The sequence below is a fragment of the Paenibacillus sp. 01T424 genome (assembly GCF_056398745.1).
In genome coordinates this window covers 23,405-36,879 of the sequence record NZ_JBFTPZ010000046.1, presented here as the reverse complement: position 1 = coordinate 36,879, position 13,475 = coordinate 23,405, and the positions used below count along the sequence as shown (strand labels likewise).

General features: G+C 45.5%; 13 protein-coding genes and 1 tRNA gene. 2 read left to right on the top strand and 12 right to left on the bottom strand.

Annotated features, from left to right (window positions below; translation table 11 throughout):
* Window positions 1–100: 100 nt before the first annotated feature.
* From secG to AC1DPK_RS27345, 8 genes are all read right to left on the bottom strand, one after another.
* Complete coding sequence (secG, locus tag AC1DPK_RS27380; protein ID WP_054025946.1) at window positions 101–337, bottom strand: preprotein translocase subunit SecG; 237 nt, start codon at window positions 335–337, stop codon at window positions 101–103.
* Window positions 338–435: 98 nt separating this feature from the next.
* Complete coding sequence (locus tag AC1DPK_RS27375; RefSeq protein ID WP_477512240.1) at window positions 436–1,203, bottom strand: sugar phosphate isomerase/epimerase family protein; 768 nt, start codon at window positions 1,201–1,203, stop codon at window positions 436–438.
* Window positions 1,204–1,321: 118 nt separating this feature from the next.
* The gene (gene eno / locus AC1DPK_RS27370) at window positions 1,322–2,614 is read right to left on the bottom strand and encodes a phosphopyruvate hydratase (RefSeq protein WP_076270740.1); all 1,293 of its coding nucleotides are present in this window, start codon (window positions 2,612–2,614) and stop codon (window positions 1,322–1,324) included.
* Window positions 2,615–2,639: 25 nt separating this feature from the next.
* On the bottom strand, window positions 2,640–4,181 hold the full coding sequence (gpmI, locus tag AC1DPK_RS27365; RefSeq protein WP_076270741.1) for a 2,3-bisphosphoglycerate-independent phosphoglycerate mutase: 1,542 nt from the start codon (window positions 4,179–4,181) through the stop codon (window positions 2,640–2,642).
* A 1-nt stretch (window position 4,182) separates the two neighbouring features.
* Complete coding sequence (gene tpiA / locus AC1DPK_RS27360) at window positions 4,183–4,941, bottom strand: triose-phosphate isomerase (protein ID WP_477512239.1); 759 nt, start codon at window positions 4,939–4,941, stop codon at window positions 4,183–4,185.
* Window positions 4,942–4,980: 39 nt separating this feature from the next.
* Window positions 4,981–6,165 carry a phosphoglycerate kinase gene (locus AC1DPK_RS27355; RefSeq protein ID WP_477512238.1) on the bottom strand — a complete coding sequence of 395 codons (1,185 nt, stop codon included), beginning with the start codon at window positions 6,163–6,165 and terminating at the stop codon, window positions 4,981–4,983.
* Window positions 6,166–6,340: 175 nt separating this feature from the next.
* Complete coding sequence (gene gap, locus AC1DPK_RS27350) at window positions 6,341–7,345, bottom strand: type I glyceraldehyde-3-phosphate dehydrogenase (RefSeq protein WP_054025940.1); 1,005 nt, start codon at window positions 7,343–7,345, stop codon at window positions 6,341–6,343.
* A gap of 88 nt (window positions 7,346–7,433) precedes the next feature.
* Window positions 7,434–8,498 (bottom strand): sugar-binding transcriptional regulator, encoded by a 1,065-nt coding sequence (locus AC1DPK_RS27345; protein ID WP_339206024.1) that lies wholly within the window; start codon window positions 8,496–8,498, stop codon window positions 7,434–7,436.
* Between the two features lie 274 nt (window positions 8,499–8,772).
* On the opposite strand from AC1DPK_RS27345, the gene AC1DPK_RS27340 reads away from it, so the two are divergent.
* Both AC1DPK_RS27340 and clpP read left to right on the top strand, forming a co-directional pair.
* Window positions 8,773–8,847 (top strand) — tRNA-Arg (locus tag AC1DPK_RS27340).
* Between the two features lie 317 nt (window positions 8,848–9,164).
* Window positions 9,165–9,749, top strand: coding sequence for an ATP-dependent Clp endopeptidase proteolytic subunit ClpP (gene clpP / locus AC1DPK_RS27335; protein WP_169091151.1), 585 nt, complete (start codon window positions 9,165–9,167; stop codon window positions 9,747–9,749).
* Between the two features lie 178 nt (window positions 9,750–9,927).
* On the opposite strand, the gene AC1DPK_RS27330 is transcribed toward clpP, so the two are convergent.
* The 4 genes from AC1DPK_RS27330 to rapZ form a co-directional block, all read right to left on the bottom strand.
* Entirely contained in the window at window positions 9,928–10,197 is a 270-nt protein-coding gene (locus AC1DPK_RS27330; protein ID WP_028609180.1) for an HPr family phosphocarrier protein, read from the bottom strand.
* 205 nt (window positions 10,198–10,402) lie between these two features.
* Complete coding sequence (whiA, locus tag AC1DPK_RS27325; protein WP_076270746.1) at window positions 10,403–11,332, bottom strand: DNA-binding protein WhiA; 930 nt, start codon at window positions 11,330–11,332, stop codon at window positions 10,403–10,405.
* A 6-nt stretch (window positions 11,333–11,338) separates the two neighbouring features.
* Entirely contained in the window at window positions 11,339–12,304 is a 966-nt protein-coding gene (locus AC1DPK_RS27320; protein WP_339206022.1) for a gluconeogenesis factor YvcK family protein, read from the bottom strand.
* A gap of 33 nt (window positions 12,305–12,337) precedes the next feature.
* On the bottom strand, window positions 12,338–13,225 hold the full coding sequence (rapZ, locus tag AC1DPK_RS27315) for an RNase adapter RapZ (protein ID WP_076270748.1): 888 nt from the start codon (window positions 13,223–13,225) through the stop codon (window positions 12,338–12,340).
* Between the last annotated feature and the right edge of the window lie 250 nt (window positions 13,226–13,475).

The window sequence follows — 13,475 nt, the reverse complement described above, 5'->3', positions numbered from 1 at the left end:
TATAACTTGTAGTATACACGAAATGGAAGCCCAGCATCCGTGAATATGATGAAAATACAAAAAAAGCGAGGAATATCCTCGCTTTCTGCGTGTGTGTTCGTTATTGTTTTACGAAGTAAGATACAACAAGCGCCAATATGAAGAAACCAGCTGCAAGAGCAACTGTCAAACGTTGCAAGAACAAATCCAAACCGCGCGCTTTCTGTTTTCCGAAAAGGTGCTCAGCGCCACCCGTAATCGCTCCGGACAAGCCTGCACTCTTACCTTTTTGCAACAATACGACAGCAATAAGGCCGACAGAAAATATAACAAGCACGATTTTCAATATGATATCCATTCATTCCACCTCCAGCATAGGAGCTCCGTAGAAACACATAAATCGAGTGTACCATAGATGGGCACAAATTACAATAGGACAGGCCTTATTCTCGCTGTTCACGCAAAGCCATGCTCTTTCAAATAGTTAAAATTATTTGCTGCGCTATCAAGGGAGCTTGAGCTAAATTGCTCCTGCTCCACAAACATATACTTAACGCCTGCAGGCTCAAGCTCTTTTAACAGCTCATCATAACCTACCTCGCCTTTGCCGATTTCTGCATCCTTCCGCCCTTTCAAAAAGTCTTTCAAATGCACGCAAGGAACCCGTCCCTTATATTTCTTCAAATAATCAGCTGGTTTATAACCAGCGATATAAATCCAGCCCAAATCAAACTCCATCTGCAAGAGCTCCTCTGGAACATCCGACAATATTTGATCGATAATAGGCTTCTTCTCCACCAGCTTAAATTCAAAATCATGATTATGGTAGCCGTATTGCATACCTGTTGCCTTCACCTGTTTTGCGCATTTTGTGAAAACATCAACTAAATACTGCACATTATCCTTTGTCGGAAGTTCAGGAAGCGGCGACCAAGGCGTAATAATATAAGTCACATCAAGCTCCATGGCATATTCAATTTGTCCTTCAAAATCAGACTCCAATTGCTTGGTATCGCTAAAATTCAAAGGTACATGAACGGAGGGGGCAATTAATCCGAGTCCATCCATCTTGCTTTTCAACTCTTTGGCCGGCATTTTGAAATACCCTGTGAATTCTACCGCTTTATAGCCGATTTTGGCTACCTTCTCCAGGGTGGACAAAAAATCGATCTCCGTTTGATCACGAAGAGAATACATTTGAATGCCTATAACAGGTTTCGCCAATCAAACACACCGCCTAATCGTTGATGCTTTACCCTCTTATTATGTCCTGTATGAGCGAAAAAAAAAGAAGGATATGCCTGATGAGGCATACCCTTCTATATAAGCCGCTAAATGCGTCTTATTTTACGTGTTTCAAGTTGTAGAAAGCTGATTTGCCAGCATATTGAGCTGTCGAACCAAGTTGGTCCTCAATGCGAAGCAATTGGTTGTATTTCGCAACGCGGTCCGTACGGGAAGGAGCGCCTGTTTTGATTTGGCCAGCGTTTGTAGCTACAGCGATGTCAGCAATTGTGCTGTCTTCGCTCTCGCCTGAACGGTGAGAGATAACTGCTGTGTAACCAGCGCGTTTAGCCATTTCGATTGCATCAAAAGTTTCAGTAAGCGTACCGATTTGGTTAACTTTTACAAGGATAGAGTTACCTACGCCTTTGTCGATACCATCGGATAGACGCTCAGTGTTCGTAACGAACAGATCGTCACCAACGAGTTGAACTTTTTTGCCAAGCTTCTCAGTAAGCAATTTCCAACCATCCCAATCGTCTTCAGAACAGCCGTCTTCGATTGTAAGGATTGGGTATTTGTCAGCCCATGAAGCAAGTAGGTCAACGAACTCAGCAGGTGTGAACGATTTGCCTTCGCCTGCAAGCACGTATTTGCCGTCTTTGAAGAACTCAGTGGAAGCAACGTCCATACCTAGGAATACGTCAACGCCTGGCTTGTAGCCTGCACGCTCGATAGCCGAGATAATTGTTGTAATTGCTTCTTCGTTTGAACCAAGGTTAGGAGCAAAGCCGCCTTCGTCGCCAACAGCTGTGTTAAGGCCTTTATCATGCAATACTGCTTTTAGGTTGTGGAAAATTTCTGCGCCGATACGAAGCGCTTCTTTGAAGCTTTCAGCACCAACAGGAAGAACCATAAATTCTTGAACGTCGATGTTGTTGTCAGCGTGCTCGCCGCCGTTGATGATGTTCATCATCGGAACTGGAAGCGTCTTAGCGTTGAATCCGCCAAGGTAAGTGTAAAGAGGTACATCAAGAGCGTCAGCAGCTGCGCGAGCTACTGCCATCGATACAGCTAGAATCGCGTTAGCGCCTAGCTTAGCTTTGTTTGGAGTACCATCAAGCTCGATCATTTTGCGGTCGATAGCTACTTGATCAAGAGCGTCAAGGCCAATGATTTCAGGAGCGATTTCAGTGTTAACATTTTCAACAGCTTTCAAAACGCCTTTACCAAGGTAACGGGATTTGTCGCCGTCACGAAGCTCAACAGCTTCGTATGCGCCAGTGGAAGCGCCGGATGGAACGATTGCACGGCCTTTGCCGCCAGACTCAAGAGAAACCTCTACTTCTACAGTTGGATTCCCGCGGGAATCAAGCACTTCGCGTGCGTATACATCAACGATAATTGACATGAGAGAAAACACTCCTTTTAAAGTTTTATTTTTTGTTGATTAATGTAATGCCCGTCATTTCAGCTGGTTTAGCAAGCTCAAGCAGATCAAGAACCGTTGGTGCGATATCTGCAAGAATACCGCCGTCACGAAGAGTTTCGCCTGCTTTCGTTACGATAAGCGGAACCGGGTTCGTTGTATGTGCCGTAAACGGACGGCCATTCTCGTCGAACACCATGTCAGCATTACCATGGTCAGCCGTGATGATGCAGACGCCGCCTTTGGCTAGTACAGCTTCCACTACTTTGCCAAGGCATTCATCCGTCGCTTCAACCGCTTTGATCGTAGGCTCCAGCATGCCGGAGTGGCCTACCATATCAGGGTTGGCGAAATTCAGAATGATTGCGTCATGCTTGTCAGATTCAATCTCGCGTACCGTGGACTCAGCTAGCTCATATGCGCTCATTTCCGGCTTGAGATCGTACGTTGCGACCTTAGGGGAGTTAATAAGCACACGAGTTTCGCCAGGAAGCTCATGATCGCGTCCGCCGCTGAAGAAAAATGTAACGTGCGGATATTTTTCTGTTTCTGCAGTACGTAATTGAGTCTTGTTGTTTTGCACGAGCACTTCGCCAAGCGTATTATCAAGGTTCTTTGGTGAATACGCAACGAATCCGCCAACGGTTTCACTGAATAGCGTCAAGCAGACGAAATACAGATTAACAGGGCGCTTCTCGCCACGGTCAAAGCCGCGGAAGTCCTCGTTCGTGAATACTTGCGACAATTGAATCGCACGGTCAGGACGGAAGTTGAAGAAAATCACTGCGTCCTCGGATTCAACAAGGCCAACTGGCTTGTTTTCACCGTCTACAATAACCGTTGGCATAACGAATTCATCATAAACCGATTTCTCGTAGGATTCAACTACCGCTTGAATCGGATCGAAATATTGAGGGCCCTCGCCATATACCATAGCGCGGTAGGATTTCTCCGTACGCTCCCAGCGCTTGTCGCGGTCCATTGCATAGTAACGGCCTTGAACCGTCGCAATGCGGCCTACGCCAACCTCTTCGATTTTGGCTTGAAGACGCTCTAGATAGCCCTTTGCACTGTCCGGGGACACGTCGCGGCCATCAAGAAAAGCATGAATGTACACTTCTTCAAGCTCTTCCTTCTTCGCTAGATCGAGCAATGCGAACAAATGCTCAATGTGGCTATGAACGCCTCCATCCGACAGCAAGCCGTATAGATGAAGCTTTTTGCTATTTGTTTTTACATGGCGAACAGCACCAAGGATCGTCTCATTGTCGTAAAATTCACCATCGCGGATCGATTTACTAATACGAGTTAAATCCTGATAAACGATGCGGCCTGCACCGATGTTCAAGTGGCCAACCTCAGAGTTGCCCATTTGACCTTCAGGAAGTCCAACCGCTTCGCCGCATGCTGTCAATGTCGTATGCGGATAAGTTGACCAATAACGGTCATAGTTTGGTTTGTTTGCTTGGGCAACCGCGTTGCCCGTTACATCATCGCGCAAACCGAAGCCGTCGAGAATAATAAGCGCTACAGGTTTCGGAGCAGCCATATTACTTGGCCCCCTCGACCAGTGCAATGTAGGATGCAGGCTCCAAGCTCGCGCCCCCAACAAGTGCACCGTCAATATCAGCTTGACCCATGTACTCAGCTACGTTATTAGGCTTCACGCTGCCGCCGTATTGAATGCGAACCGCATCAGCAGTCGCTTGATCGTAAAGACCAGCAACAACGCTGCGGATATAACCGATAACATCTTGTGCATCCTCGGAAGTAGAAGATTTGCCAGTACCGATAGCCCAGATTGGCTCATAAGCGATAACAACTTCAGCTGCTTGTGCTGCAGATATGCCAACAAAAGCCGCTTCCGTTTGCACTTTGCATACTTCTTTTGTTTGTCCAGCTTCGCGCTCTTCCAGCTTCTCGCCTACACAAACGATAGGAAGCAAGCCATTTTTGAAGGAAGCATGAACCTTCTTGTTTACGATCTCATCTGATTCCGCGAAATAAGCGCGGCGCTCGGAGTGACCGATAATTACGTATTTCACACCAAGATCCTTCAGCATAACGCCGCTGATTTCACCTGTGAATGCACCGTTGTCTTCAAAATGTACGTTTTGTGCTCCAATAGCAATCGACGTACCTTTTGCAGCTTCAACAAGTGCCGGAAGTGTTGTGTATGGCGCGCAGATCACGCTCTCTACACCTGCAACTTCAGCTTTACCTTTAATTTCGGAGAAAAATGTTACAGCCTCGGATACCGTTTTAAACATTTTCCAGTTACCTGCAATAATCGGTGTTCTGTTGCTCATGYGTAATCCTCCTCAAATCTATATAGTTGGGTAAATGTATTATTTATCGTTAAGAGCAACTACGCCTGGAAGCACTTTGCCTTCCATGAACTCTAGGGAAGCGCCGCCGCCTGTCGAGATGAAGTCCATTTTGTCAGCTAGGTGGAATTTCTCAGCTGCTGCTGCGGAATCGCCGCCGCCAATTACAGTATAGCCAGCTGTTTCTGCGCAAGCGCGAGCAACGGCTTGTGTACCATGGGAGAATGGCTCGATTTCGAATACGCCCATAGGTCCGTTCCATACAACCAGCTTGGAGTTTTTGATCACATCAGCATAAAGTTCACGTGTTTTAGGACCGATGTCGATACCTTCCCAATCAGCAGGGATGCTGTCAACGTCAACGATTTGCGTGTTAGCGTTAGCGCTGAAATCGTCAGTTACAACGATATCAACTGGGATCAAGAAGTTTTTGCCTAGTTTTTTCGCTTTTTCCATGAACTCAAGAGCCAAATCAAGCTTGCTGTTGTCTACAAGCGATTTGCCGATTTCATGACCTTGTGCTTTGAAGAATGTATAAGACAAGCCGCCGCCAATGATGACATTGTCAGCAATTTCAAGCATTTTATCGATTACAGCGATTTTGTCTTTAACTTTCGAACCGCCAACGATTGCTGTGAAAGGACGCTCTGGGTTGTTAAGCGCTTTGCCTAGTACTTCAAGCTCTCTCTCCATAAGAAGGCCTGATACAGCTGGCAAAATGTGTGCAATGCCTTCTGTCGAAGCGTGAGCGCGGTGAGCAGCGCCAAATGCATCGTTTACGAACAGGTCAGCAAGTTTTGCAAAAGCTTTCGCTAGTTCTGTATCGTTTTTCTCTTCGCCTTCATAGAAACGTACGTTTTCAAGCAATAGCACATCACCGTTGTTTAGTGCAGCAACTTGCGCTTCGACAGCTTCACCGATAGCTTCGTTCGCTTTTGTTACTTGCTTGCCTAGCAGCTCAGATAGACGTACTGCGGAAGCTGTGTGGCGAAGCTCTTCTACTACTTGACCGTTTGGACGTCCAAGATGACTTGCAAGAATAACTTTTGCGCCTTTTTCGATCAAAAAGTTGATTGTAGGAAGCGTTTCACGAATACGTTTGTCATCCGTAATTTTTCCATCTTCAAGCGGCACGTTAAAATCAACGCGAACAAATACTCGTTTACCAGCTAGTTCTGCAACATCACGTACACTTTTCTTATTCATCTATGAAGCCTCCCGAAAATGTGTTATGGAAAGGTATAGCGGTAGAATACAAAAAAAAGAAGGGCGTTCCTTCAAAGAAGAAACGCCCCCATGAATTACGACTCTAGAAGCCGCAAATCAAAAACCTTAGCTCCGCATGCGCGGAATGCTGCGGTCTTTAGTCCGTCTTCTTTGCTTACAGACCTTTGCTAGCAATGTAAGCAGCAAGATCAACTACGCGGTTCGAGTAGCCCCACTCGTTGTCGTACCATGAAATGACTTTAACCATGTTGCCTTCAACAACCATAGTCGAAAGACCATCAATTGTAGAAGAAGCAGGATCAGTGTTGTAGTCGCTAGATACAAGCGGCAATTCGTTGTAGTTCATGATGCCTTTAAGAGCGCCTTCTGAAGCTTCTTTGAATGCAGCGTTAACTTCTTCAACAGTTACATTAACTTTAAGCTCAGCAACAAGGTCAGTTACGGAAACGTTAGGCGTAGGAACACGCATAGCCATACCGTTCAATTTACCTTTAAGCTCTGGAAGAACTAGTGAAACAGCTTTCGCTGCGCCAGTTGAAGAAGGAATGATGTTCTCAGCAGCTGCGCGAGCACGACGCAAGTCTTTGTGAGGAACGTCAAGAACGGATTGGTCATTTGTGTATGAGTGAATTGTAGTCATCATACCTTTAACGATTCCGAATTTGTCGTTCAATACTTTTGCGAAAGGAGCAAGGCAGTTCGTTGTGCAAGAAGCGTTGGAAATAATGGTGTGTGCCGCAGCGTCGTATTTATCTTCGTTAACGCCGATAACTACTGTAATATCTTCGTTCGTTGCAGGTGCGGAGATGATAACTTTTTTAGCGCCGCCTTGCAAGTGAAGCTCAGCTTTTTCTTTCGCTGTGAAAATACCAGTTGATTCAACTACGATTTCAACGCCTACCGAACTCCAAGGAAGGTCTGCAGGGTTGCGCTCTGCGAATACTTTGATTTCGCGGCCATTTACGATAAGCGCGCCTTCTTTAGCTTCTACAGTACCGTCAAGTTGACCGTGTGTTGTATCGTATTTCAGAAGATGTGCCAGTGTTGCAGTATCCGTAAGATCATTTACTGCCACGATTTGAACATCAGGGTTGTTCAGTGCTGCGCGGAATACGTTACGGCCGATGCGACCAAAACCATTAATACCAACTTTAACCATTTTTGTTTCCTCCTAAGCGTTTTTAAAAGATTTATGAATATATTTCAAGACATTTTGCAGGTATGCCTTAACAGCAATTTGCAAAGCGTCATGATTCCTTATTGCCTTCTTCTTGACTATGCTTCTCTTGATCGATCAAAGCTACGATTTCGAGTGCCGCTGCTTCATCCGTTACGAGTACATCATTGTGTCCAAAGCGCATCACTGCCGCTATAGCCTCGCCTTTGCTCTTGCCGCCGGCTACACCTATAACAACTTCAGTTTTAACAATATCCTCGAGCCGTAACCCCACCGTTTGCATTTTGTGCACGACAGCGCCTTTTCGGTCAAAATAAAACCCGAATGACTCCGCCAAAGCACCCTCAGCTTCCATAGCATCAATAACTTCACGCTCTAGCCGCCTGCGTCTTGCCATAACCATAGCATCTCCGATACCATGTACAACGATGCGAGCACTGCGGATGACATCCACAATTTCTCGAATGTTCGGCTCCTGCATAATAGATGCAAAAGCTTCCTCTCCCAGATGATCCGGTACATGCAGAAGTCTGTACTGCGCTCCTGTACGCTTAGCCATCATGGAAGCAATCGTATTCGCTTGGTAATCCAAGCTCTCCCCTAGACCGCCTCTAGCCGGTACGAACAAGTTCGTATTCAGCTGAGAAGAACTAATCAGTTGATTCGACAGCTGTGCAATCGTCGTTCCGCCTGTTACAGCTACAACGTCGTTAGGCTGCATTACCTTAATAAGCACCTGACATCCCGCACGTCCAAGCTCTCGCTTTGTTTGGGCAGAGACTTCCGAATCGCCAGCAACTATAATGACCTGCGATAGGCCGTAGTGACTGCGAATCGTTTCCTCCAGTTCGGATAGTCCGAACATTGTCTTGTAGAATGGCTCAAGCTGCTCTAATAGAAGCTTGCCTGAATCGCTAATCCGCATGCCTCCCGAATGAATCTCGAGCAGCCCCTGCGTCTTTAGGAAATCGGTCTCTGCCCGAAGCATACGCTCCGTCATCGATAATACAGAAGCCAACGTTCGACGTCCGATTAAATCCGATACCATTACTTGATGCAAAATCGAATATCGTTTCTTCATGACCTCTAGCAGATCAGGCACAAGCTGCTGCTGCAGTTCAATGATCTGACGCATTTCTCATCCTTCACTCCATCGGCCTATAGCGTATTCGGTTCAAAATACGTTGGACTCAATATGTCCCGCGGTATCATTTCAAGTCCCACCTTTAGTTTATCGGAAATAACCGATTGTAGCAATAGCCGATTATCAATTGGAAACGGTTTCCGACGCATTTTTAACAAATTTAATTTTTGAACATCGCTTGCTTTAAAATCTTTAATATCATATAATCATTTTTGCGACTATTTTCTTACAAAAGCAGATAGCAGCAACAGCAACTTTTTCTTATGCGCCCGTGGTCCAATGGATATGACGCAGCCCTCCGAAGGCTGAGATCTAGGTTCGATTCCTTGCGGGCGCGCCATTACTTTTCATTATCGCAAGTTCAAACTCTATATTGATACACACGAACCGTTCCTATACGCTGGAACGTTTTTTTTATTTTAAGCAACGGCCAAGTGATTAATCTCCCGCTACAACATCCAACCTATGCCTCATTGAAAACACTCCAAATTGCGCTTGTTTATTTCATCCAATCCACTTCAATCCCATTTTTTTCGTATACGCAGCAAGGGAAATGCAGACCTGTTTGACTATCTTTGACTTTTGACTTTTCATCCGTTATTATGAGAATACGATTTAACCATTCATTGTTTTTTTAGGAGGGGGCTTACGTTGGATATGAATTTCGTTCCTATGGTTATTGAGCAAAACAATCGGGGTGAGCGTGCGTATGACATTTACTCTCGCCTACTGAAAGATCGCATTATTTTTCTAGGATCAGGTGTAAATGACGTGGTGGCCAACTCCATCATCGCTCAATTGTTATTCCTGGCGGCAGACGACCCTGAGAAGGACATTTCTCTTTATATTAACAGCCCGGGCGGCTCAATTACGGCAGGCATGGCTATTTACGATACGATGCAATATATTAAACCTGATGTATCTACGATTTGTGTAGGTATGGCTGCTTCTATGGGTGCTTTCTTGCTTACTGCAGGTGCAATTGGCAAACGTTACGCGCTTCCGAACAGCGAAGTCATGATCCATCAGCCACTTGGCGGTGCAGAAGGCCAAGCAAGCGATATCGCCATTCGTGCGAAACGCATTATCGGCATGCGCGACAAGCTGAACGGTATTTTGGCAGAGCGCAGTGGACAATCGCTTGAACGTATCGAGAAAGATACAGACCGCGATTACTTCATGAGTGCAGCAGAAGCCAAAGAATATGGCTTGGTTGATAAAGTAATTGAGAAACTCGCATAATTCATTCCGATTCCGCTAGGTAATAGGTTTGAACGCAAAAAAGAGCAAGTTCGGATTCATCCGAGCCTGCTCTTTTTTTTAGTGCAAACACATTCGTAAGATTATTGTACATTCCATATAAAAAAAGAGCTGCCGCCGCAAGCTCATAATGAACCTGCGTGACTTCTCTCCTTCTTCATTATTGGTTCTCCAGCTCTTCTTTGCTTACCAAAGCGACTAAAGCGTTTACAGCCTGTTCTGCGTCCGAACCCTCGGCACTAATGGATACTTCAGTGCCAGAACTGATAGCCAAACTCATAATACCCATTATGGATTTAGCGTTTACTTTTTTGTCGTCTTTCTCTACAAATACTTCGGAGGAAAATTTGTTCGCTTCTTGTACGAATAATGCTGCTGGTCTTGCATGTAGTCCAGTCTTAAGACGAACAACAACCGGAAGCCTTGTCATGGAAACCATACCCCCTATATTTTTCTCAATCATTAGCATGCGGCAAAAGCTTATACGGCTCTGTTTGCCGTCTTCTGGCTGCAAAAGCTCGTTTCCGGACAAAGATAAGATGTGTAAGTATCAATGCTGCTTATTCTTATCTTTAAAAATTGCGTCATTTTAAATTATTATATCATTATACCAGCTGATGCACTAGGATAAAAGTTCAGACACCACGGATTTTTTCCGCAAGTGCGTCGATTTTGCGCAAACGATGGTTTACGCCTGACTTACTGACCTTTCCTCCGAGCATTTCGCCGACCTCTGTCAAATTCATATCCGGATGCTGAAGCCTTATCTCAGCTACTTCCTTCAGCTTATCAGGCAAGCTATCCAGTCCTACTTCACGTTGAAGCAGCTTAATGTTCTCGATCTGACGAACAGCTGCACCGATCGTTTTATTTAGATTGGCCGTTTCGCAGTTTACGATCCGGTTTACTGAATTGCGCATGTCGCGCATGATTCGAACATCTTCAAACTTGAACAGAGCTTGGTGCGCACCAATAATATTGAGGAGCTCGATTATTTTCTCGCCCTCTTTGATGTAGAAGATAAATCCCTTTTTCCGCTCAATGCATCTCGCGTTAAGATCAAATTTGTTCGCAAGGTCAACTAACGACTCACAATGCTCTTGGTACATCGAAGAGATTTCCAAATGATAAGATGAACCTTCTGGATTGTTAACCGATCCGCCAGCAAGAAACGCACCCCGTAGATAGGAGCGTTTGCAGCAAGGCTTGCGAATGATTTCCTTATCGATGCCTAAATTGAACATAAAACCTTCCGATACAATTTTGAGCTCGCTTAATATTTCCTGAACTCTAGCCGGTATACGGACAATATACACGTTGTTTTTTTTCAATCTCATCTTTTTACGGACAAGCAGTTCTACATGCACATCATAATGTTTTTTGAGCAGGGAATAAATCCTTCTGGCAATCGCGGCATTTTCCGTTGAGATGTCCAAAACGACTTTGCGGCTAGATACGCTAACCGAACCATTCATCCGTATGAGTGCAGATAGCTCCGCTATCTCACAGCAGCTGTCCGCTTCAATTAATGTCAGCTCTTTCTTTGTTTGGGCCGCAAATGACATTGTGTATCACCTCTTTCGTAACATCCAGTTCTCTACCAGCTTATAAATATGATGGCTTAAGCGTTCGGCATCATGCCGAAGAAAAGTGCGAAACAATACTAACCGATCCGCAATGACTTCATAACCCTTTTGCGTAACTGCATCTAAATCCAAATGGACGGCCTTTGCACCAAGCTCAGCATATCTGCTTTCGATTTGCGGCGGAATTTCGCCGTCATTTACAATGACATAATCGAATAGATGTTGACCGATATGAGCATGAATGGCATCAAGGTGATCGCCTACCGAATAGTTATCAGTTTCCCCAGGCTGCGTCATTACATTACATACAAATAATTTTACGGCTTCTGATTCCACGATCGCAGTTGCCAGTTTAGGAACTAGCAAGTTTGGAATAATACTTGTATATAAGCTGCCCGGTCCAATCAAAATAGCATCGGCCTGTTCGATGGCCTCGACCGCCTCTCGCAGCGGTTCGACATCGGCTGGTTCCAAAAATACTCGTTTAATGACCTTGCCAGCTTTAGGAATCATGGATTCCCCTGTGACAATGCTGCCATCAGCCATTTCCGCTTTAAGTACGATAGCCTGATTCGCTGCGGGCAGAACCCGTCCTCGAACCGCTAACACACGGCTCAGCTCACGAATCCCCGTTACAAAGTCGCCGGATATATCGGTCATTGCTGCCAGCATAAGATTGCCAAGGCTGTGGCCTGCAAGTCCCGGTACCGTTTTGAAACGATACTGAAGAACCTCAGTCAGCAGCGGCTCAGCATCCGCTAATGCCATAAGTACGTTCCGAATGTCACCCGGAGGCGGAATTTGCAGCTCATTGCGTAAAATGCCCGAGCTCCCGCCATCATCGGCAACCGTAACGATCGCGGTAATATCGAGCGGCTTCTCCTTAAGACCTCGCAGCATAACAGAGAGACCTGTACCGCCGCCAATTACGACGATTTTAGGCCGTCTCATTATCTTGTGTCTACTTTGCATTTTCTCACCTCGTCAATGCTTGTCACGTTCGGCATCGCGATGGCTGACACGCACACGTTCCGTATCACTGCTGCCGAGCATGCGTCCCAAATATTCTGCTATAGCAACGGAACGATGCTTACCGCCAGTACAGCCAATACCGATAACAACCTGACTTTTCCCTTCCTTACGATAAAGCGGAATAAGGAATTGCAACATATCCAGCAGCTTCGTTAGAAATTGCTGAGTTTCAGGCCATTTCATAACGTATTCATATACATCGGGATTTTGACCAGTATTTGGGCGCAGATGCTCGACATAATGCGGATTAGGCAAGAAACGAACATCATAGATCAAATCCGCATCGATAGGAATGCCATATTTAAAGCCAAAGGAAGTTACATTTATCGACAAGCTGTTTTGCTCTAGGTGTGTAAAATGAGAAATAATACGTTCCTTCAATTGTGCTGGTTTCAAAATACTCGTATCAATAACCTGTGATGCCCAGCCCTTTAAATCCTCAAGCAGGCGACGTTCGTTGCGAATGCCCTCAAGCGGCATGCCCTCAGGCGCCAGCGGATGACGACGTCGGCTTTCCTTATAGCGCTGAACCAAGACAGAATCAGTTGCATCCAAAAATAAGATTTCACAGCTAATCGTATAATGCTCCTTGATATAGGCCAACGACTCCGAAAGCGCCGTGAAAAATTCACGCCCGCGCAAATCGATAACAAGCGCAACGTTGCCGATTTTACCGTTCGACTGATCGATCAACTCTGCAAATTTAGGAATAAGAACGGGCGGCAGATTATCTACGCAGAAGAAACCGAGATCCTCCAGGCTTTGGACAGCAATGGTCTTGCCCGCGCCAGACATCCCGGTTATTATGACAAGCTTTGCTACTGCTGCTGTCGTTTCCATGAATAAACCTCCTAAAGACTTTGCGAATGCAAAGTCACTTCGTAAGGATACGCTTAGACTTTGCGAATGCAAAGTCACTTCGTAAGGATACGCTTAGACTTTGCGAATGCAAAGTCACTTCGTAAGGATACACTTAGACTTTGCGAATGCAAAGTCACTTCGTAAGGATATGCTTAAGGTTTGCTAGGGCAAACCTACTTCGTAAGAATACGCTTAAGGTTTGCGAACGCAAACCTACTTCGTAAGAATA

What these genes read in the sequence shown, in the direction of transcription:
- secG (WP_054025946.1), bottom strand. Translation starts at nt 337, where the DNA reads ATGGATATCATATTGAAAATCGTGCTTGTTATATTTTCTGTCGGCCTT.
- eno (WP_076270740.1), bottom strand. Translation starts at nt 2,614, where the DNA reads ATGTCAATTATCGTTGATGTATACGCACGCGAAGTGCTTGATTCCCGC.
- gpmI (WP_076270741.1), bottom strand. Translation starts at nt 4,181, where the DNA reads ATGGCTGCTCCGAAACCTGTAGCGCTTATTATTCTCGACGGCTTCGGT.
- tpiA (WP_477512239.1), bottom strand. Translation starts at nt 4,941, where the DNA reads ATGAGCAACAGAACACCGATTATTGCAGGTAACTGGAAAATGTTTAAA.
- AC1DPK_RS27355 (WP_477512238.1), bottom strand. Translation starts at nt 6,165, where the DNA reads ATGAATAAGAAAAGTGTACGTGATGTTGCAGAACTAGCTGGTAAACGA.
- gap (WP_054025940.1), bottom strand. Translation starts at nt 7,345, where the DNA reads ATGGTTAAAGTTGGTATTAATGGTTTTGGTCGCATCGGCCGTAACGTA.
- AC1DPK_RS27345 (WP_339206024.1), bottom strand. Translation starts at nt 8,498, where the DNA reads ATGCGTCAGATCATTGAACTGCAGCAGCAGCTTGTGCCTGATCTGCTA.
- clpP (WP_169091151.1), top strand. Translation starts at nt 9,165, where the DNA reads ATGAATTTCGTTCCTATGGTTATTGAGCAAAACAATCGGGGTGAGCGT.
- AC1DPK_RS27330 (WP_028609180.1), bottom strand. Translation starts at nt 10,197, where the DNA reads ATGACAAGGCTTCCGGTTGTTGTTCGTCTTAAGACTGGACTACATGCA.
- whiA (WP_076270746.1), bottom strand. Translation starts at nt 11,332, where the DNA reads ATGTCATTTGCGGCCCAAACAAAGAAAGAGCTGACATTAATTGAAGCG.
- AC1DPK_RS27320 (WP_339206022.1), bottom strand. Translation starts at nt 12,304, where the DNA reads ATGAGACGGCCTAAAATCGTCGTAATTGGCGGCGGTACAGGTCTCTCT.
- rapZ (WP_076270748.1), bottom strand. Translation starts at nt 13,225, where the DNA reads ATGGAAACGACAGCAGCAGTAGCAAAGCTTGTCATAATAACCGGGATG.